Origin of the sequence: Microbacterium sp. p3-SID336 (assembly GCF_025143365.1) — a bacterium.
Taxonomy (GTDB): Bacteria; Actinomycetota; Actinomycetes; order Actinomycetales; family Microbacteriaceae; genus Microbacterium.
Window position 1 is genome coordinate 18,014 of the sequence record NZ_JALXPE010000017.1, and the last position, 20,366, is coordinate 38,379.

The 20,366-nt window shown below is 69.7% G+C and carries 18 protein-coding genes; 13 read left to right on the forward strand and 5 right to left on the reverse strand.

The window, feature by feature from the left end; translation table 11 throughout:
* The first annotated feature begins 26 nt into the window (after positions 1-26).
* From M3C17_RS06760 to M3C17_RS06800, 9 genes are all read left to right on the forward strand, one after another.
* Entirely contained in the window at positions 27-1,475 is a 1,449-nt protein-coding gene (locus tag M3C17_RS06760; protein WP_259976869.1) for a sugar porter family MFS transporter, read from the forward strand.
* Positions 1,476-1,484: 9 nt separating this feature from the next.
* Complete coding sequence (locus tag M3C17_RS06765; protein ID WP_259976870.1) at positions 1,485-1,820, forward strand: tryptophan synthase subunit alpha; 336 nt, start codon at positions 1,485-1,487, stop codon at positions 1,818-1,820.
* Between the two features lie 367 nt (positions 1,821-2,187).
* Positions 2,188-3,375 carry a DUF1343 domain-containing protein gene (locus M3C17_RS06770; RefSeq protein WP_259976871.1) on the forward strand — a complete coding sequence of 396 codons (1,188 nt, stop codon included), beginning with the start codon at positions 2,188-2,190 and terminating at the stop codon, positions 3,373-3,375.
* 113 nt (positions 3,376-3,488) lie between these two features.
* Positions 3,489-4,445: a GNAT family N-acetyltransferase gene (locus tag M3C17_RS06775; protein WP_259976872.1), complete on the forward strand. Its 957-nt coding sequence runs from the start codon at positions 3,489-3,491 to the stop codon at positions 4,443-4,445.
* A 24-nt stretch (positions 4,446-4,469) separates the two neighbouring features.
* Positions 4,470-5,774, forward strand: coding sequence for an extracellular solute-binding protein (locus tag M3C17_RS06780; RefSeq protein WP_259976873.1), 1,305 nt, complete (start codon positions 4,470-4,472; stop codon positions 5,772-5,774).
* Between the two features lie 62 nt (positions 5,775-5,836).
* Positions 5,837-6,811 (forward strand): carbohydrate ABC transporter permease, encoded by a 975-nt coding sequence (locus tag M3C17_RS06785; protein ID WP_259976874.1) that lies wholly within the window; start codon positions 5,837-5,839, stop codon positions 6,809-6,811.
* The gene (locus M3C17_RS06790; protein WP_259976875.1) at positions 6,811-7,698 is read left to right on the forward strand and encodes a carbohydrate ABC transporter permease; all 888 of its coding nucleotides are present in this window, start codon (positions 6,811-6,813) and stop codon (positions 7,696-7,698) included. Before M3C17_RS06785 ends, M3C17_RS06790 begins: the two co-directional genes overlap by 1 nt.
* Positions 7,699-7,722: 24 nt before the next feature.
* Complete coding sequence (locus M3C17_RS06795; protein WP_259976876.1) at positions 7,723-8,409, forward strand: PIG-L deacetylase family protein; 687 nt, start codon at positions 7,723-7,725, stop codon at positions 8,407-8,409.
* Complete coding sequence (locus M3C17_RS06800) at positions 8,406-9,044, forward strand: N-acetyltransferase (protein ID WP_259976877.1); 639 nt, start codon at positions 8,406-8,408, stop codon at positions 9,042-9,044. The genes M3C17_RS06795 and M3C17_RS06800 overlap by 4 nt, the downstream gene beginning before the upstream one ends.
* A 139-nt stretch (positions 9,045-9,183) precedes the next feature.
* Here the strand turns inward: M3C17_RS06800 and trxA are convergent, their stop codons facing one another.
* From trxA to M3C17_RS06820, 4 genes are all read right to left on the reverse strand, one after another.
* A complete protein-coding gene (gene trxA, locus M3C17_RS06805) occupies positions 9,184-9,507 on the reverse strand; it encodes a thioredoxin (protein WP_259976878.1) in 324 nt (107 codons plus the stop codon).
* A gap of 66 nt (positions 9,508-9,573) precedes the next feature.
* Positions 9,574-10,548 (reverse strand): thioredoxin-disulfide reductase, encoded by a 975-nt coding sequence (trxB, locus tag M3C17_RS06810; protein ID WP_259976879.1) that lies wholly within the window; start codon positions 10,546-10,548, stop codon positions 9,574-9,576.
* A gap of 79 nt (positions 10,549-10,627) precedes the next feature.
* Positions 10,628-12,244 carry a murein biosynthesis integral membrane protein MurJ gene (gene murJ / locus M3C17_RS06815; RefSeq protein ID WP_259976880.1) on the reverse strand — a complete coding sequence of 539 codons (1,617 nt, stop codon included), beginning with the start codon at positions 12,242-12,244 and terminating at the stop codon, positions 10,628-10,630.
* Positions 12,237-14,429, reverse strand: a complete 2,193-nt coding sequence (locus tag M3C17_RS06820) for a DUF6049 family protein (protein ID WP_259976881.1) — start codon at positions 14,427-14,429, stop codon at positions 12,237-12,239. The genes murJ and M3C17_RS06820 overlap by 8 nt, the downstream gene beginning before the upstream one ends.
* Positions 14,430-14,526: 97 nt before the next feature.
* Between M3C17_RS06820 and M3C17_RS06825 the strand changes: the two genes are divergently transcribed.
* The 4 genes from M3C17_RS06825 (at position 14,527) to M3C17_RS06840 (ending at position 18,378) form a co-directional block, all read left to right on the forward strand.
* A complete protein-coding gene (locus M3C17_RS06825) occupies positions 14,527-16,035 on the forward strand; it encodes a methyltransferase (protein WP_259976882.1) in 1,509 nt (502 codons plus the stop codon).
* Positions 16,036-16,063: 28 nt separating this feature from the next.
* The gene (locus tag M3C17_RS06830) at positions 16,064-17,119 is read left to right on the forward strand and encodes an LLM class flavin-dependent oxidoreductase (RefSeq protein ID WP_259976883.1); all 1,056 of its coding nucleotides are present in this window, start codon (positions 16,064-16,066) and stop codon (positions 17,117-17,119) included.
* 48 nt (positions 17,120-17,167) lie between these two features.
* Positions 17,168-17,632 carry a GNAT family N-acetyltransferase gene (locus tag M3C17_RS06835; RefSeq protein ID WP_259976884.1) on the forward strand — a complete coding sequence of 155 codons (465 nt, stop codon included), beginning with the start codon at positions 17,168-17,170 and terminating at the stop codon, positions 17,630-17,632.
* A 95-nt stretch (positions 17,633-17,727) separates the two neighbouring features.
* Positions 17,728-18,378, forward strand: coding sequence for a dihydrofolate reductase family protein (locus M3C17_RS06840; protein ID WP_259976885.1), 651 nt, complete (start codon positions 17,728-17,730; stop codon positions 18,376-18,378).
* Positions 18,379-18,477: 99 nt separating this feature from the next.
* On the opposite strand, the gene M3C17_RS06845 is transcribed toward M3C17_RS06840, so the two are convergent.
* On the reverse strand, positions 18,478-20,244 hold the full coding sequence (locus M3C17_RS06845; protein ID WP_259976886.1) for an alkaline phosphatase family protein: 1,767 nt from the start codon (positions 20,242-20,244) through the stop codon (positions 18,478-18,480).
* Between the last annotated feature and the right edge of the window lie 122 nt (positions 20,245-20,366).

The following is a 20,366-nucleotide window of genomic DNA, read 5'->3' on the forward strand; positions in this document are numbered from 1 at the left end:
CGAGCAGTGACGTCGAGGAGGCCCCCATGACTCAGACACCGTCCGGATCCACCCTGCGCGGCAAGGTCATCGCGATCAGCATCGCCGCCGCCCTCGGCGGATTCCTCTTCGGCTTCGACACGGCGGTGATCAACGGTGCCGTCGACGCGTTGGCGGGGGACGTCTCCGGGTTCGACCTCGGCGTCGGGCTCAAGGGCTTCGCCGTCTCCTCGGCCCTGATCGGCTGCGCGATCGGCGCCTGGTTCGCGGGGCCACTCGCCAACAGGTGGGGTCGCATCCCGGTGATGGTGGTGGCGGCCGGGCTGTTCCTCGCGTCGTCGATCGGATCCGGCCTGGCCTTCGGCGTGATCGACCTCATCATCTGGCGTATCGTGGGCGGGCTCGGTGTGGGCGCCGCCTCCGTGATCGCTCCCGCGTACATCGCCGAGGTCTCTCCAGCGAGCATGCGCGGCAGACTCGGGTCGCTGCAGCAGCTCGCCATCGTCACCGGCATCTTCATGGCACTCCTGTCGGACGCCCTGCTCGCGGAGGTCGCCGGTGGCGCCGCCGAGCCCCTGTGGGGCCTGCACGCGTGGCGATGGATGTTCATCGCGGAAGCCATCCCGGCCGTCGTGTACGGCATCCTCGCGCTGAAACTGCCCGAGTCGCCCCGCTACCTGGTGCGCAAGGGCGAGATCGACCGCGCGTCCGAAGTGCTCACGACCGTGACCGGCACCGTCGACGTGAAGGCGAAGATCGAGGAGATCACCGGCACCATCAACACGGAGCGCTCCGAATCGCTGCGCGACCTGCGGGGCAACCGCCTGGGTCTCAAGCCGATCGTGTGGGTGGGCATCCTGCTGTCGGTGTTCCAGCAGTTCGTCGGCATCAACGTGATCTTCTACTACTCGACGACGCTGTGGCAGTCGGTCGGCTTCGGGGAGTCCCAGGCGCTGCTGATCACCGTCATCACCTCGGTCACCAACATCGTCGTCACGATCGTGGCGATCCTGCTCGTCGACAAGGTCGGCCGCCGCATCATGCTGCTCGTCGGCTCCGTGGGCATGACCGTGACCCTGGGGTTGATGGCACTCGCCTTCTCCTTCGGCACGCTCGACTCCGCGGGAACCGTGACGCTGCCCGACCCGTGGGCCACCGTCGCGCTGATCTGCGCGAACGCGTTCGTCGTGTTCTTCGGTGCCACCTGGGGGCCGCTCGTGTGGGTGCTGCTGGGGGAGATGTTCCCGAACTCCATCCGCGCCGGCGCCCTCGCGGTGGCCGCGGCGGCGCAGTGGGTCGCCAACTTCTTCATCTCGACCACCTTCCCGGCCTTCGCGGAGATCGGTCTCACGTTCGCCTACGGCTTCTATGCCTTCTTCGCCCTGCTCTCCTTCTTCTTCGTGTACTTCAAGGTCGCCGAGACGAAGGGCAAGGAACTCGAGGAGATGAGCGAGGACGTCACGGTGGAGCGCCGCAGGCGTCCCGCACGCGCGTAGGCTGGAACGATGACCGAGTCCGTTCCGCGCCGCGCCAGCCTCGAAGTGCTGCGCGCCGAAGCGGCGGACGAACTCGCGGTGCTCATCCAGGAGCGGCTGCTCGGCGGCGAAGACCCCTGGGAGTTCATGGAGGAGCTGCCGAGCGTCGACGAGCTCGTCGTGTACCTGCTGCGCGCGGACAACATCGCCGCGAACGACGGGGTGCGCCCGAACGCCGCACGCCACTACCGGGTGCTGCGTCAGATCGCTCTCGAGTACCCGGAGCTGACGCCGGCGGTGTGGGGACTGCTCGACGAGCAGCAGCGCCACCGTCGCTGGGACCCGCGCGTCGCCGACGCCTCCTGACCCGGGCGCTCTCGCTGCACGACGCGCCCCGCGTGTGAGGGGGCGCGCTGCGCTGCGGGCTGATGATGCGACTGCGGTCGTGCGTATCGGAGGAAGGCACCGGGTGTGCGCGGTGCCGGCGTGAGGCCGCACCGCGGGAGACGGCGTGCGGACCGTGGCGGACGACGTCGAAGGGGCGACGGGCGAGGACCGCCGGTGCGAAACCGGCAGCGACTGCGCACGCCCGCCCACACGAGAGCGTTCGCGACACATCGGTGAACATGATTTTCATAAAACGCTTGATGCTGGTAAAAAGGTGACAGCACCGCGGCGGACGTCTCGATGAACCACGACTGCCGCGGGCTTCATGAAGACAAGGGAGTTCGCCATGACGTCACGCCTACGCATCGGAGCGGAGCGTGCAGCAGACCAGCCTGAGCTGATCCCGGGGAGCCGGATCGGCCTCCTCACCAACTTCACCGGCACGATGCCGGATCTGTCCCGCACGATCGACGCTCTCCAGGGCGCCGGTGTGCCCCTCCACCACCTCTTCGGTCCCGAGCACGGACTGGACGGCTCGGTGCAGGCGGGGGAGAGCACCGAGATCGAGCGGGACGAGCGCTCCGGCCTGCCCTTCAGTGACACCTACCTCACCGAGGGAACCGCCCTGGACGACATGATCGCGGCCAGCGGCGTCGACGCCCTCGCCTTCGACATGCAGGACATCGGGGTGCGGTTCTACACCTACATCTGGACGATGTACGACGCGATGCGGAGCGCCGCGCGCCTCGGGCTGCCGTTCACAGTGCTGGATCGACCGAATCCCCTCGGCGGTGCCGTACTGTCCGGCCCCGGGGTGAGCGACAGCCGTTTCACGAGCTTCGTGGGGCGCAGCGACATCCACCAGCGGCACGGCCTCACCGCCGGGGAGCTCGCGCGGCTCTTCGCACGGAGAGACCTCGCCGCGGACGGACTCGACATCGACCTGCACGTCGTCGCCCTGACCGGCTGGGACGTGCACCGCGATTGGAGGGCCACAGGACTGCCCTGGGTGCCGCCCTCGCCCAACATCCCCACGCTCGACTCCGTGTACGCCTTCGCGGGGATCGGGCTCGTGGAGGGGACGACGCTCAGCGAGGGACGCGGCACCACGCGGCCGTTCGAGACCATCGGCGCACCCTTCCTCACCGCCGACTTCGCCAGCGATCTCCGTGCGCGCGGCCTGCCGGGAGTGCTGTTCCGCGACATCGCCTTCCAGCCGACGTTCCACAAGCACGTGGGCGAGACCGCACGCGGCGTGCAGCTGCACCTCACCGACCACGGCGCCTACGACCCGGTCGGCACCGCCCTCGCGGTACTGGAGGCCGCACGAGCCTCGGCCCCGGGGGAGGTGCGCAGCCTGGATGCCGGACAGCGCCTCGATCCGGGCGACACCGGGTACGCACTCGACCGCCTCTGGGGCTCGACCACGCTGCGGGAGGCCCTGAACGCGGGCGCGCCGCTGTCCTCGCTGACGCCGGGGACCCGACGAGTCGCCGAGATCTACGGCGACGACGTGCTGCTGTACCCGCGCTGAAAACTATTTCCATCTTGTTAATCGTGATCAAAACTTATTGACATCATCCGGACGGTGAATGTACTTTCATTCCCATCGCCCGGCCCCCACCCCCACACCCGAGGAGATCTTCCATGGAGAGCAGCATCAGGACCTTCCGCGCGGGCGATGGCCCCGAGATCGCGCAGGCCTGGACGGAAGCGGCACCCGCCGACGGCATCAGCTACGACCGCTTCCGCGACCTGATCCTCCTCGACCGCAACTTCGACGCCGACGGCCTCTTCCTCGCCGAAGCCGACGGTGCGATCGTCGGCGCGGTCTACGCGGTGCGCCGGCAGATCGCGGCAGACGGCGACGACCTCGAACCGACGTCCGGCTGGATCCCGTTCTTCTTCGTCGTGCCGTCCGCGCGCCGCCAGGGTATCGCCACCACCCTCATGACCGCCGCGAAGTCGTGGCTGCGGGACAAGGGCGTCCAGACCGTGTACTTCTCCTCCTACACGCCCAATTACTTCCTGCCAGGGCTCGACGCCGACCGCTACCCGGAGGCCGATGCCTTCCTGCGCGGCATGGGCTTCCAGACCCAGTACACCTCGGTCGCCATGGACCGCACCCTCAACGACTACGCGATGCCCGACGACGTCCGCGCCCGCATCGCGGAGATGCGCGCGGAGGGGTGGACGTTCTTCTCCCCGAGCGGAGACGACCTCGTCGACCTGATCGAGATCGCCGGCACCTTCAACGCCGACTGGTCGCGCGGGATCCGCGAGGGCGTCCTCGGCGGTCAGGCCCTCGAGCGCATCATGGTGTGCCGCGATCCCGAGGGCACGATGCTCGGCTGGGCCATGCACGGCACCTACGAGAACGTGCTCGAGCGCTTCGGACCGTTCGGCGTCCTCCCCGAGAGCCGCGGCACCGGTCTCGGGAAGATCCTGCTGCACCTCACGCTCGAGCGCATGCGCGCGCTCGGCGCGCACAGCGCCTGGTTCCTGTGGACCGAGGAGACCTCCGCGGCCGGACACCTCTACCTCAAGACCGGGTTCGAGATCACTCGCACCTTCACGATCCTGCACGCCCCCACCGCCGCCTGACGCGGACCACCCGAGAGGAATCACATGAAGTCTGCAGCACAGCGTCGTAGCCGACGCATGGTGACCACGATCGCCCTGAGCGGCGCGGCCGCCCTGGCGCTCGCCGGATGCACGACCGGCGCGGAAGGCGGGGGAGACGACGGCGTCGTCGAGCTCACCTTCCTCAGCCACTACGGCAGCGACCCGTTCAAGACGGGCATCGGCGCCCTCATCGACCAGTGGAACGAGGAGAACCCGGACATCCAGGTGACCTCGCAGGCCGTCAACTTCGACGAGCTGCTGACCACCCTCAACGTCCGCCAGACCGGCGGACGCGGTGCCGACATCGTCAGCTCCTACTCCCTCTGGGGCGGGCAGCTGCAGGCCAACGGCGTGCTCTCGGCGCCTCCAGCTGACGTGAAGGCCGACATCACCGACAACTACAGCAAGGCCGCCCTCGACTCGGTCACCACGGGCGACGGGGACATCCTCGGCTACCCGACCGAGTTCAACACCTACGCGCTCTTCTACAACAAGCAGATCCTCGCGGACGCGGGCTACGACGCGCCGCCCGCGAACTGGGACGAGCTGACCGAGATCGCCAACGCGACCACGAAGAAGGACGGCTCCGGCAACACCATCGTGCAGGGCCTCTCGCTCATCCAGGACGGCGACAACCACACGGTGCACCCGTTCCTGTCGCTGCTCGACTCCGCCGGCGGCGAGTTCCTGGCCCCGGACGGGAAGTCCGCCATGGACGACACGGCCGAGGACGTGATGCAGCTGGAGTCCGATCTCGCCGAGACCGGAGCCACCTCGACCTCGATCATGCCGACCAAGGCGTTCCCCACGGGCGGCGTCGCGATGGCCGTGCAGGCCGGATGGTGGATCGGCAGCCTCAAGGCCTCGATGGGCGGCGACTACGCGAACGTGGGCGTGGCTCCCGTGCCCGGACCGGAGACGGGTGACGTCGGCTCTCTCGCCTACAGCTTCTTCACGGGCGTGAACTCCGGCAGCCAGCACCAGGAGGAGGCCTGGAAGTTCCTCAGCTGGCTCAACTCGCACGAGAACGAGGACGGCGTGACTGCGCTCGGGGACTTCCTCGCCACGCAGGGCCTCATCCCGCCGCGCACCACCGACGCGGAGATCCTCGGCCCGAAGTACCTCGCCGAGGAGCCGAACCTCGAGGCGATCTACGCCGCCGCCGACTACGCCATGGCCGAGTCCAACGCGTCCAACGCCTACGAGGCGAAGACGGCCACCAACACGGCCCTCAACGACATCATCGTCAACGGCGCCGACGTGAAGACCACCTTCTCGAAGCTGGTCAAGGAGATCGACGCCCAGTAGCAGGACCCGAGGGCGGGGGCCGACCGGTCCCCGCCCTCACCCGAGACCACCACGGAGGGCCGATGGCCAACCCCACACTCATGACGGCGGCGCAGGAAGCCGCCGAGGACACGATCGCGGTCACCACGATCGGCAAGAAGGCTAAGCCGCGCTCCCGCCGGTTCCGTCGAGAGGCCCGCGCCGGCTACCTGTTCCTCGCGCCCTCCCTGCTGTTCTTCACCGTCTTCCTGATCCTGCCCACGTTCTTCGCGATCTTCCTGTCGCTGTCGACCTGGGGCGGCTACGACCTGACGAAGATCGAGTTCACCGGCTTCCAGAACTACGCGGACATCCTCCGCTTCGACAGCACGTTCGTGCAGCCGATCCTCGTCAACACCTTCCTGTTCGCCTTCATCGCCGTGATCCTCGCGGTCGGCGGCTCCGTCGTCGTCGCGCAGCTCATCGAGCGGCTCAAGTTCCAGGGCTTCTGGCGGTTCCTGTACTTCCTCCCCGTCGTCGCCACCGTGGTCGCGATCGGCAACGTGTGGAAGATGCTCTACCAGCCGGCCGGCCTCATCAACGCGCTGCTCAACGCGGTCGGCGTGAACTCGATCGGATTCCTGTCCGACCCCAACCTCGCGCTGCCGGCGGTCGCCGTGGTGCAGGCCTGGGCCTCGATCGGCGCGGCCGTGCTCATCCTCACCGCCGGCATCAAGGGCATCGACAAGACCATGTACGAGGCCGCGGAGATCGACGGCGCGAACTCCTGGCGCACGTTCTGGAGCATCACGCTGCCGCTGCTGCGCCCCTCGCTCGTGTTCGTGTTCATCACCCAGTGCATCGCCGGGCTGCAGTCGTTCGCGCTCATCATCGTGATGACGAAGGACGGCGGACCAGCGAACGCCACCAACGTCGCCGCGTTCGAGATGTACCAGCAGGCGTTCAAGTTCGGCGCCTGGGGCACCGCGAGCGCCATGGCGATGGTCCTGTTCCTGATCATCTTCATCATCACGCTGCTCCAGCTCTGGATCAGCCGTCGCACCGGAGGAGACGACTGATGGGCGTCCGCAAGAGCAAGCGCCACCCGTTCCCGTGGATCTCCTACCTCGTGGTCGCCATCGGCGGCCTGATGATGGTGGTCCCGTTCTTCGACACCGTCTTCAGCTCGCTCAAGGGGCCGGGCGAGTACGGCATCTTCCCCTACCGGTTCTTCCCGGAGAACTGGACGTGGGACAACTACACGGCCGCGTTCGAGCAGCTGCAGCTCGGCACCCTGTTCTTCAACAGCACGGTCGTGACCCTCGTGGTCACCGCGTCGGTGCTGATCACCTCGGCCATGGCGGGCTACGCGCTCGCCAAGCTGCGCTTCCGCGGCCGGGACGTGATCTTCCGGTTCGTGCTCGCCACCATGATGCTGCCGCCGTTCCTGCTGCTGATCCCGGACTTCCTGATCATGTTGAACTGGCCGCTCGTCGGGGGCAACAACATCCTCGGCCAGGGCGGCTTCGGCGGCATGACGAACAACATCGTCTCGCTGATGCTGCCGTTCCTGGTCAGCGGCTTCGGCATCTTCCTGATGCGGCAGTTCATGGTCGGGGTGCCCGACGAGATGCTGGAGGCCGCGCGCATCGACGGTGCGGGGGAGTGGCGGCTGTTCTTCAACATCGTGCTGCCGCAGGCGACGCCCGTGGCCATCACGCTCGGCGTGATCACGTTCGTCGGGCAGTGGAACGAGTACATCTGGTCGTCCCTGATCGCCTCCGCGAACCCCGACTTGATGACGCTGCCGGTCGGCATCCAGATGCTGCAGAGCTTCATCGACCCGAACCGCACGATGCCGATCGTCATGGCCGGCATCGTGATCAGCACCCTGCCGGTGCTGCTGATCTTCCTGTTCCTGCAGAAGTACTACGTCCGCGGCGTCATGCTCAGCGGAATGAAGTGACCCCCACGAAACGGAGTGATGACAATGGGTAGGACCGTACTCGCCATCGGCGGGCACATCGGCGACATGGACCTCACGGCGGGCCCGACCCTCGCGAAGATGGTGCAGGAGGGCGACCGCGCGATCATCCTCGCCTGCACCTACGGCGAGCGAGGACACCCGACGATCGCACCGGACGAGTACCGGAAGCAGAAGGTCGCAGAGGGCGAGGCCTTCGCCGCCGCGATCGGCGCCGAGTTCCGGGTGCTCGACTACTCGGACGGGTTCCTGCCGGACGACGACTCCGCCGCCGAGCAGATCGCCGACATCATCCGCCAGGAGAAGCCCGAGATCCTCATCACGCACTGGACGAAGAGCATCCACCGTGACCACGAGCGGGCGGCGCTCCTCGCGGAGCGCGGCCGCTTCCTGGCTTCGCTGCCCGTGGACAGCCCCTACGGCCGCCACGGCATCTCGCAGTTCCTGCACGCGGACAACTGGGAGGACGCGGAGGGGTTCGCGCCCGACCTGTACGTGGACATCCCGGATGACGCGTTCGAGACCTGGCGCGCCGCGATCCAGGGTCAGGCGTTCGCCCGCGGGGAGACCTACGGCTTCCGCTACATCGACTACTACAGCGCGAACATGCTCGCCAAGGGCTGCCTGGCCGGCACCACCCGGGCGTGCGGATTCAAGCGCGGCGACAAGGGCGCCGAGCTCGCGGGGCCGTGAGCCCCACCGGATCGACCGGGCCGGGGGTGCTGCGGCGCCTCCGGCCCTTCCGCGTGGGCGACGAGGACGACCTGGCCGACGTGTGCCTGCGCACGGGCGACTCCGGCGCCGACGCGACCGGGCTGTACCGGTCGTCGCGACTGCTGGGCGATGTGTTCGCCCTGCCCTATGCGGCCTGGAGCCCGGAGAGCTGCTTCGTGCTCGACGACGGCGACCGCGTGGTCGGGTATGTGGTGTGCGCACCGGACACCACCGCGTTCGACGGGTGGTTCCGGCTGGCGTGGTGGCCCCCGCGCGCGCCGGCCTATCGCGAGGACAGGGGCGGTGCCACGCGGGACCGCGCCGCGGTCGCCTACGCCGACGCCGTGGGTGCGAGCCCGGCACCGTTCGTCGACAGTCACCCCGCGCACCTGCACATCGACCTGCTGCCCGAGGCGCAGGGCCAGGGGTGGGGTCGACGGCTCATCGACACGCTCGCGGAACATCTGCGCGCGGAGGGGGTGCCGGGGCTGCAGTTGACCGCGGGGGCGCGCAACACCGCGGCGCTCGGCTTCTACCGGCGGCTCGGGATGGACGAGCTGCGGCGCACGGACGACGGCGTCACGTTCGGGATCCGGCTCGACCGGGCGGGGTGAGGAGGGCGGCGCACACGGGAGGCCGGCGGGGCGGGCACGCGACGGGTGACGGACGGTGGCGCGGGGACGCGCGGTGGCGCGGGGACGCAGAAGGGGCCGCACCCCCGGGAGGTACGGCCCCTTCTGATGTCGCGGGGGATCAGCCGATGAAGTCGGCCAGGTCCTTCTCGAGCGCGAACTTCGGCTTGGCGCCGATGATGGTCGTCTTGACCTCGCCGCCCTGGAAGACCTTCATCGCCGGGATCGACGTGATCTGGTACTTCATGGCCAGCTCGGGGTTCTCATCCACGTTGAGCTTGAGGATGGTGATCTTGTCGGGGTTGTCGGACTGGATCTCGTCCAGCACCGGCGCGACCATACGACACGGACCGCACCACTCGGCCCAGAAGTCCACCAGCACGGGACCATCGGCCTGCAGCACGTCCTGCTCCCAGGTCGCCTGGCTCGTTGCCTTTGCACTCATCAGAGTTCTCCTTGTTCGAGGTTCGTCCGTTACAACAACGGGCGAGCGGATAGTGTTCCCGGCCGCTCAGGCCGTGATGACCTCGGCGGCCTCTGCGGCGGGGACCTCCACCGATGCGTCCTCCAGGTCGGCCAGGAAGTGCTCGGCATCGAGCGCCGCGACCGTCCCGCTGCCCGCGGCCGTGATCGCCTGACGGTACGTGGGGTCGATCACGTCGCCCGCGGCGAACACACCGGGGACCGAGGTGCGCGAGGAGCGCCCGTCGACCCAGATCGTGCCCTCGGGCGTGAGGTCGAGCTTGTCGTGCACGAGGTGCGTGCGCGGGTCGTTGCCGATCGCGATGAACAGGCCGTCCAGCGGGAGGTCGCGCAGCGAGCCGTCGACCGTGGAGCGCAGCTGCACGCCGGACACGGCGTTCTCGCCGAGGATCTCCACGACCTCGCTGTTCCACACGAACTCGATCTTCTCGTTCGCGAAGGCGCGCTCCTGCATGATCTTCGAGGCCCGCAGGGAGTCCTTGCGGTGGATGACGTAGACCTTGTCCGCGAAGCGGGTGAGGAACGTGGCCTCCTCCATCGCCGAGTCGCCGCCGCCGACGACCGCGATCGTCTTCTGGCGGAAGAAGAAGCCGTCGCAGGTGGCGCACCAGGACACACCGAAGCCGGACAGACGCTCCTCGCCCTCGATGCCGAGCTTGCGGTAGGCGGAGCCCGTCGCGTAGATGATGGTCTTCGCCTCGTGCGTCGCACCGGACCCGAGCGTGACCTTCTTGACCGTGCCGGCGACGTCGAGCTCGGTGACGTCGTCGTACAGCACCTCGGTGCCGAACTTCTCGGCCTGCTCCTGGAACTTCGCCATGAGCTCGGGGCCCTGGATGCCCTCAGGGAAGCCCGGGTAGTTCTCCACCTCGGTCGTGTTCATGAGCTCTCCGCCGACCTCGACGGAGCTGGCGATGAGGAGCGGCTCCAGGTTCGCGCGCGCCGCGTAGATGGCAGCCGTGAATCCGGCGGGGCCGGAGCCGATGATGATGACCTGACGCATGTGATCTCCGTTAGAAAGGCGGTGCCGTCGAAAGACGTCCGACTGCTTCAACCCATGGTAACCGCGGGGCATTCCCCGGTCAGCGGCCGGGCAGGAACCGACGCAGCAGTCCGCCCGCGGCCTTCAGCTCCGGGACGCGCAGGACCGCGAGGATCGCGACGTAGACCATCACGACGACCGCACCGATCACGGCCGTCGCCAGGGCGCCGGCGATGACTCCCGAGGTCGCCCATCCCGTCGTCCCGCCGAGGAGGAGGAAGACCCCCCATCCGGCGAGGCCCGCCGGGATCGCGGCGACGGCGAAGAGCGCGGTGGCGCGCAGCCAGGACAGCACGCCGATGCCGCCGATCTTCCGGTGCAGGAGCCAGGTCGCGACGATCGTCTGCACCGTGCTGGCGATGGACTGCCCCAGGGCCACCGCGGCGGCGAGCTGCGTCAGATCGATGACCTCGGCCGACAACAGCCCGACCGCGCCCAGGGCGGTGACGACGATGAGCGCGCACTGGAAGATCGTGAACCAGAAGGGGGTGCGCGTGTCGTCGTACGCGTAGAAGGTGCGCTGCACGATGAACAGGATCGTGAGCGGGATGAGGCTGACCAGGTAGCAGAGGAGCACGACCGCCGCCCCCTCGGCATCCGAGGCGCTCTCGGTGAAGACGCGCGAGGCCGGGATCGCCGCGGCGGCCACCGCCGCGACCGCGGCGACGATGAAGAACAGCAGCGTGCGGATGCTGCGCGCGATGTCCCCGCGCACCTCGTCGTCACGCCCGGCGGCGGCGTGCTCGCTGATCTGCGTGAAGTACGGGGTGCCGATCGACAGCACGATCACCGAGTACGGCAGCATGAAGATGAGCCAGGCGTTCGCGGTCACCGCGAGAGAGGCCCCGGCCTCCGAGGCGTTGCTGACGATGTTGCCCTGCAGCACGCCGGCGGACAGCGAGGCGAACGCCATCAGGAACGTCCATCCGGCGAGCTTCCCCACGGTGCCGAGGCCGACGCCCCGCCACTGGAAGTCGGGGCGGAGGGAGAGGCCCGTCCTCCTCCAGAACAGGAGGAGGATGAGCGCCTGCACGGCGATGCCGAGAGTCGCCGTGCCGCCGAGAGTGGCGATCATCTCCGGCGTCCAGTCGGCGGAGTCCCGGGAGACCGGCGAGAACACCCACCCCAGGATCAGGAATCCGATGATGGAGACGATGTTGTTGACGACCGGTGCCCAGGTGAACGGCCCGAAGATGCGCCGCGCGTTCAGGGCCTCGCCCAGCAGCGCGTAGAGACCGTAGAAGAGGATCTGCGGGAGGCACCAGTACGCGAGCGCGGTCGCGAGCGCCTGGGTGGTGGACGAGAGCCCGCCGGCCACGATCTGCACCAGCCACGGCGCCGCGATCGTTGCGACAGCCGTCACGGCGACCAGCACGACCGTCCCGAGCGTGAACAGCTTCGAGATGAACGCATTGCCGCCGTCGGCGTCGGCCGTGGCCTTGACAATCTGCGGCACGATCACCGCGGTGAGGATGCCGACGGAGATGAGGGAGAAGACGCTGTTCGGCAGGGTGTTCGCCGCAGCGAACGCGTCGGCAGGACCCGACCCGTACGAGCCGATCACCCCCACCAGCACGATGCTGCGCAGCAGTCCGGTGACGCGCGACACCATGGTGCCAGCGCCGATGATGGCGCTCGCGCGGCCGAGGCTATTCACGGGGCCCCTTCGTCGCGGGAGGGTCGGGGTGCTCCGTGCTCGCACGCGCGGCGGCCTCCTTCTCCTCGATCAGCTCCTCGACGGCGGCCTCCACGGCCTGCTCCTCCACGGCCTCACGGCGCTTGCGCCGCACAGTGCGCACGACGCCCAGGGCGATCAGCACCACCGCGAGCCCGCCGAACACGATCAGCCCGATCGTCTCCCACTCGGCACGCACCGCGACCCTGACCGACTGCGCCGACTGGATCGGCACGCCCGTGGGGCTCGACAGGCTCAGGCGCAGGTCCAGCTCACCGCTGCCGACACGCGCGGACACCGGCACCTTGACCCGCGTCGAGGAGTTGGCCTGCACGACCGTCTCGATCATCGGCGTGACCTCCAGCCGCGGGTCGCTCGGCGAGGCGTAGAGCTGCACCGTCACCGGCCACGGCAGGTCGTTGCGCACGGCGATGGGGAGGTCGGCGTTCGCGGTCAGCAGCTGGATGGTGCTCGACGGCGGGATGCTGACGCTGCCGAGCGTTGCCGTGGTCTGGATCCGGTGGGTCTCGACCTTGTCGGCGAAGACGCTCGCCGACGAGCCCACCGCGATCGTGCGCATGATGCGCATGCGCTCGGGGCTCAGCAGCACGGAGGGGTCGCTGAGGATGGACGAGAACGCGGTCAGCGCCTGCTCGTCTGCGAGGAGGTTCGCCAGATCCGCCGCTCTGCTCGCGGCGACGGTCTCCGGCAGCGTCGCCGCGACCGCGGGGGTCGCCCGCACGGCGGAGAGCTCGAACCCGACCGAGTCGACCGCGGAGATCGCATCGCGGAGCGCGTCGGCGGTGCGGGTCTCGTCCCGCTCGAGGCCGATCAGCAGCGGCGCCCCGGCCGTTGCGCTCTGGGCGAGGAAGAGGTGCGCGGCGGCTTCCGCGAGCAGGCGCTGGCGCTCGGCGGCGTCCACGGCGGCGGCGGCGTCCGACAGCGCGGCCGAGGTCGCGGCGTCCGTCACGAGCAGGTCCTGACCGCCCGCCGTCGCGTGGGCGGCGCGCACTCCGGCCGTGTCGGAGGAGACCACCGTGGTGGTGCCCTGCCCGAGGTAGCCCGCGAACGCCGTCACGTCGGTCTGCGTGAGGTCGTCCTCCGGCCACAGGATGCGCGGCAGCGCCCCCTCGACGGCGGTCAGCTCCTCGTCGTCCGGGATGGCGGGTGCGGTGGTCGTGGTCGGGGAGGGCCCGGGCGTCGCGTCGGAGCCGGGACCGGGGGTAGCGGTGACCTGCTGCTGCGGGAACGCCGCCGGGTTCAGCAGGCCGGCGAACGGCAGCGGTGCCAGCAGCTGCGGCAGTCCCGCCTGCGCCTGCACGGTGGCATCCGCATCACCGAACTGCAGCGCGAACCGTGCATTCGGCAGCTCGTCGAGGCGCGTGAGCCACTCGCGAGCGGACTCGGGCGCCGTCGTGCCCAGGGCGCGGACGGAGGCGAGGATGGCCGGGTCGACGGCGAGCACGGCGGCGGTCCCCGACACGCCGTCCAGCTGCGCGGTGAGCGCCCCCTCGGGGGCCGTGAGCGCGGAGAGCTCGTCGGCGCTGAGCAGGGCGCCGTTCGCAGGGGTCGCCGTGATCGGCACGAGCACGCCGACCGGGCTCGCGGACGAGGGGGCGACCACCAGGACGCTCGTGGCGGTGGTGTCCCAGCTCGCCGCCCGCTCGCCGCCGCTGTCGCCCGTGCGTGCGCCCGTCAGCGACGCCTGCAGCGGATACACCCCCGGCGTCAAGGCGGCGATGGTCTCCTGCGGCAGGAACACGGTCGTGGTGGTGGAGCCGCCCGCTTCGGCGGGCTTGGTCGCGTCGTCGCCGACGGGCACCAGGGACCCGGTCGTCTCGCCCTCATCGAGCCAGGCGGAGACCGCCTCGGCGTCAGCCAGCGGCGTGCTCCCCAGCTCGATCTCGACCTGGCCGGCGGTCAGCTCCGACGCCGTGCCGTTGTCGATCGTCACGATCGCGGAGGAGGAGGTGCCGGGGGCGACCGTGCCGCGCAGGCCGGCTGAGACGTGGAGCTCGACCCGTCGCTCGTCGTCGGCGGGCGCCTGGTCCGCGGCGGTGGCGACACCGGGAGCGGCCAGCACGGCGACCCCGGCCGCAGCGATCACCGAGACCGCGAGCCGTCGCAGGCGCGCACGGAGGCCCGTGTCGGGTGTGGTCGCGGTCATGGAGGTCTTCCTCGAACGCCGGGGAGCAGGCGGATCGTGAGTACTGACCCTGCGATTCTAGGAGGCCGGAGGAAGGAGAACCCTGAAGACGCGTAGAGTGACGGCCGTGTCCGACACCCCCGCCCCCGTTCCCGACCCCCTCCGCAGTGCCGCGCTCGCCGCGGATCTCGACGCCGCGGACCTGCGCTCCGAGCCGCTGCGACGGCTGTGGGGTGCGGAGGCGGACGACGCGCTGGGCCGGGGGATGCGCGAGCCGATCCTGCGCGCGATCGACGGCGACGACGGGGTGCTGGCCACGCTCGGCCGCCTCCTCGTGCTCGGCCTGGCGCAGTCCAGGGCCGCCGTCGCCGTGGCACTGCCCTCCCTCGGAGTGGACGGGCTCGTCGCGCTGGGTCTCGCCTCCGCCGACGCCGAGACCGTGACCCCGACGGCCCTGCTGCGGCCGCAGTCGTTCGTCGATGCGGACGGCGTGGGCGAGTGGTGGATCGCGAGCGACCTGGACGAGGTCGCGCTCGACGGCCCGCTGCCCCCCGACCACGTCCTGGGTGTGGGTGGCGCATCGCGCACGCTCGCCGAGACCGTCGTGCCCGTGGAGGTGGACCGGGCACTCGACCTGGGCACCGGGTGCGGCATCCAGGCGCTCCTGGTCGCACGGCGCGCCGGAACCGTCGTCGCGACGGACATCTCCCATCGCGCGCTCGCCTTCGCGCGGCTCAACGCGCAGCTCAACGGCGTCACCAACATCGACTTCCGGCACGGCAGCATGTTCGAGCCGGTCGCGGGCGAGGCGTTCGACCTCATCGTGTCCAACCCTCCGTTCGTGATCACGCCGCGCGCCGAGGGCGTGCCCGCGTACGAGTACCGCGACGGCGGACTGGTCGGCGACGCGCTCGTGGAGCAGTTCGTGCGCACGGCGCCGGCGCATCTCACGCGGGGCGGCATCGCGCAGTTGCTGGGCAACTGGGAGTCGCGCGCGGGGGTCGCGGGCCTGGTGCGGCTCGACGCCTGGGTGCCGGCCGACCTCGACCTGTGGGTGATCGAGCGCGAGGAGCTCACGCCCCTCGGCTACGCGGAACTGTGGATCCGCGACGGCGGCACCACTCCGCGCGACCCCGCCTTCACGCCGCTGCTGTCGGCCTGGCTCGACGACTTCGCGGCACGCGGCGTGACCGCGGTGGGCTTCGGGTACGTGCTGCTGCGCCGTGGCGCGGGCGAGCCGCTCCGGCGGGTCGAGCGGCTCACGCAGTCCGTGTCGAACGTGGGTGCCGCGCTGGGCACGGGCCTGGTGGCGCACGACGCGCTCGCCGCGGGTCTTCCTGTGACCCTGGTGGTGGCCGCCGATGTGACCGAGGCCAGGCATCTGCTGCCGGGCAACGACGACCCGAGCGTGATCGAGCTGCGGCAGGGCGGGGGTTTCGCGCGCACGGTCGCGGTGGACCCGGCGCTCGCGGGGTTCGTGGGCGCGTGCGACGGGGAGCTCACGGTCGCGCAGATCGCGGCGGCGCTCGCGGACCTGTTCGGGGTGCCGCTGGCAGAGCTGTGGGCCGACCTGGAGCCGCGCATCCGCGCCCTCGTGCGGGACGGCTTCCTGCTGCCGGGGGAATAGCACGCGCTTCCATGCGTTCGAATACATCATGAAGGCTTTCGGATTCCTCTCGTTCGGGCACTATGCGGATGTGCCCGGCTCGGCGACCCGCACGGCGGGCGACATGCTGAAGCAGACCATCGAGATCGCGGAGGGCGCCGACGAGCTGGGCGTCAACGGCGCGTACGTGCGCGTGCACCACTGGGCGCGTCAGGCCGCATCGCCCATGCCGCTGCTCACCGCGATGGCCGCCCGCACCTCCCGCATCGAGGTGGGGACGGGCGTCATCGACATGCGGTACGAGAACCCCTTCCAGTTCGCGGAGGAGGCGGCGGCGCTCGACCTCATCGCCGACGGACGCATCGCGCTCGGCGTGAGCCGGGGGTCACCCGAGACCGCCCTGCGCGGCTACGAGACGTTCGGCTTCCGCGATGAGGAGGACACCGAGCGCGGCAGCGTGCTGGCCAGGGAGAAGTTCGACATCTTCCTGCGGGCGATCGACGGGGAGCGCCTGGCCCCCGGCGACCCTCGGATGGTGGGCCCCGGACAGTACCTGGCGATCGAGCCGCAGTCGCCCACCCTGCGCAACCACATCTGGTGGGGTTCGGGTTCGCGCGCGACCGCGGAGGAGACCGGCCGCAAGGGGCTCAACATGATGAGCTCGACGCTGGTGACCGAGGCCACGGGCCAGCCGTTCCACGAGCTGCAGCGCGAGCAGATCGAACTGTTCCGCAGCGCCTACCGTGAGGCCGGACACACCGGGACCCCGCGCGTGTCGGTGAGTCGCAGCGTGTTCCCGCTGGTGTCGGACATTGACCGCGCGTACTTCGGGCTGCGCAGCGAGGAGAACGCAGACCAGGTCGGGATCATCGACGGCTACCGTTCCACGTTCGGCAAGACCTACGCCGCAGAGCCCGACGTGCTGATCGAACAGCTGCGCCAGGACGAGGCCGTGATGGCCGCGGACACCCTCATGCTGACGATCCCGAATCAGCTCGGCCCGGAGTACAACCTGCACGTGCTGGAGGCGTTCGCGGAGCACGTCGCCCCGGCGCTCGGGTGGAAGCCCAACACGGACGGCCCGGTGCAGGGCGACGCGATCTGATCCGGGCGGGGGCGGTCGATGCGCGGGAAGTGAGCGAGGATCGAACACATGTCCGTGAACGGCACCGAGATCGTCATCCGCGCGGGCCGCGGCCCCGAGGAGTACGCGGCTCTCGTCGAGATCTGGCGCAGCGCAGTGCGCGCGACCCACGACTTCCTCGACGAGTCCGACTTCGCCCGGATCGAATCGCACCTCGCGTCCGACTACTTCCCCGCCGTCACCCTCACCGTCGCTGAAATGGACGGAAAGCCCGTCGGATTCGCCGGCGTTCACGACGACGGACTGGAGATGCTGTTCGTCTCGGATTCCGTCCGCGGACAGGGCGTCGGTTCGGCTCTTCTGGCGGAGGTGGTCACCACCCAGGCCGTGTCCAAGGTCGACGTGAACGAGCAGAACCACGGCGCCCGCGCCTTCTACCTCAACAGGGGCTTCGTGCCGGTCGGTCGCAGCGAGCTCGACGGCGACGGCCGACCGTATCCGATCCTCCACCTGGAGCTCCACGACAAGGCCTGACGCGTCGAACATCGTGCTTGACAGCGCGGGGTGCAGGCTCGACGCTGGGGAGCGGTGCGTCGACCGACGCCCTCACCCCCGCCCGGAGGCACCCCATGACCCGCGTTCGCGTCGACCTCAACATCTCCCTCGACGGCTTCGCCACGACGACAGACCAGACGCCCGAGAACCCGTTCGGCGAGGACTGGGGGCGGCTCACCGCCGCATACACGGCGACCCGCACGTTCCAGCAGCGCGTGTTCCACGACACCAGGGGCGCGGGCACGACCGGGGTCGACGAGACTTATGCGGCCCGCTACTTCGAGGGCATCGGCGCGGAGATCATGGGCGCGGCGATGTTCGGGCTGCACCTCCACGCGGACGACCCCGACTGGCGTGGCTGGTGGGGCGACGAGCCGCCGTTCGAGGTCCCGGTGTTCGTGCTCACCCACACGCCGCGGCCCTCGATCGAGTTCGCCAACGGCACGAGCTTCCACTTCCTCTCCGCGACCCCGGAGGAGGCGCTGCGCACGGCGGTCGAAGCTGCGGGCGGCGAGGACGTACGGATCGGCGGCGGCGCGACCACGGTGCGGGAGTTCCTGCGCGCGGGGCTCGTCGACGACCTGCACGTGGGCATCACGCCGATCCTCACCGGCAGCGGGATCCGGCTGTGGGACGACCTCCGCGGCCTCGAGTCCGGGTACCGCGTGAGCTCCGAGGTCGCCGAGTCGGGCGTGGTCCACGTCACCTTCACCCGCGAGGGCTGAGCTCGCACGCAGACCAGGTCACCGGGGTGGCGTCGCAGATTCGCGCCCGCGTCGCAGCGAATCCGCCCACCTCTGCGACCTGCGTGCGAGAGTGCGACGTCAGCGGGCGGGGCCGAACAGCTCCTCGCCGTGCTCGTGCAGCAGCCGGTACGCGTCGGCGAAGGTCTGCGGCTCGGGCTCGCCCGGCTTGCCGTAGCGCGCGATCAGCAGCCCGAGCAGTCCCCGCGCCGGAGGCGTCAGCGGCTTGAGGTGATCGGCCGAGTTCGGCTGCGGCTCGGTGTCCTCGGGGTTCGGCGGTGTGTAGGCCGGGGTCGTGACGGGCCAGTCGGCCGGGTGCCGCGGCTTGTCCAGGTTCACCACGTTCATCAGTGTGTTCGCGGACTGGTCGCGGTCGTTCAGCGGCTTCAGCCCGTGCAGCCGGGAGAGCGTCGCGGTGACCGAGCCGTGGTGCATCTCGTCGTGGATCACGGTGCCGCGGCGGGTGTAGGCGGACACGGCGATGGCCGGTACGCGGCAGCCGAGCCGGTCGAACGTGAAGCCCATCTCCCCGGGCTTCGTGTCCTCCGTCGGCTTCGTGGCGGCGGGCGGCGGCACGTGGTCGTAGCACCCGCCGTGCTCGTCGAACGTGATGAGCAGCAGGGTGTTCACGGCGTTCGAGCCGTCGGGGGTCGCGCTCGTGCGCACGGCCTCGTAGATGTCGTGGATCAGGCGGTCGCCGGCGCGCACGTCCGAGATCGCGCTGTCGAACACCGGCTCGCCGTCGACCACGCTCTCCCTCGGGGACCCGAACGGCGGGTGGAAGTCGTTGTGGTCGTAGACCATGCGCGGCTCGATGAACGCGTAGGCGGGGAGGGTGCCGTTCTTGGCGTCGGCGTAGAAGTCCTCCATGGTGCCGAAGTGCTCGGTGCGCCAGTACTTCTCCAGCACAGGCGCGTGCAGCATGCCGGTGAAGGACACCAGCTGGAGCTTGTCGATGTAGATCCTCCAGCTGAGCTTCTTCTCCTCCAGCCGGTTGAACACCGTCGGCTCGGCGGGGGCGTCGAGCCACTTCTTGTAGCCGCCACCACCCTGGTTCGTGACGAACCCGTGCGACGTAGAGGCGTGGAAGAACGAGCGGTTGCAGAACGTCTGCGACGGCACGCCCGCGTACCAGTGGTCGAACACGGCGAACTCCGCCGCGAGCGTCGACAGCACGGGCAGCATCTCCGGGGAGAACGACCCCATGATGTGCCTGGCCTCGTCGATGCTCGGCTCGGTGCCCTTGCGCAGGCGGCGGAAGTTGATGATGTAGTCGTCGAGGAACCCCGACATCGTCGCCTTCTCGCCGTGCGTCGGCGCGTTGAACGGGGCGGACATCTCGTCGACGAACAGGTCGGCGTTGGTCTTCGGGTCGACCGTGCCGAAGATCTGGGTGTTGACGTGCGGATACTCCTCGCCCGGGTCGGGATCGGGCAGGCTCATGATCCGGTCGGTGTCGCCCTGATAGACGTGCGCGTCGACCACGGTCCCGTCCGCCGCGGTGTTGCTGTACGAGCCGAACGCCAGACCCTCGAAGGTCTCGCCTTTCGGCAGCGTGTCCGGGGAGTAGAGGTAGCCGAGCAGGTTGTCGAAGGAGCGGTTCTCGCCCATCACCACGACGATGTGGTCGAAGCCGGGTTCGCTGCGTGGGGTGAGCGCGGCGAACGGGTCGGGGTCGTCGGCGAAGCCGTCCCTGGCGCTCCCGGCCACCGACGCGCCGATCGCCGCGCCGCCGGCACCGCCGATCACCGCGCCCGCCAGGGCCGCCCCGCCCACCTTGAAGAAGCCGCGGCGTGAGGTGTCGCGGGATCCGGGTGCGGGGGTGGGGGAATCCTCGTCGGGGGCCATGCGCCGATCCTATGGCGGTGCGGTCGCGCTGCCCAGCGTTCACAACTCAGGAGAAATCGAGCATGTACGCCCGAGGGCAGCGCTATGGGCGGTGTGTCGCCCGGAACTCCTGAGATGCGAAC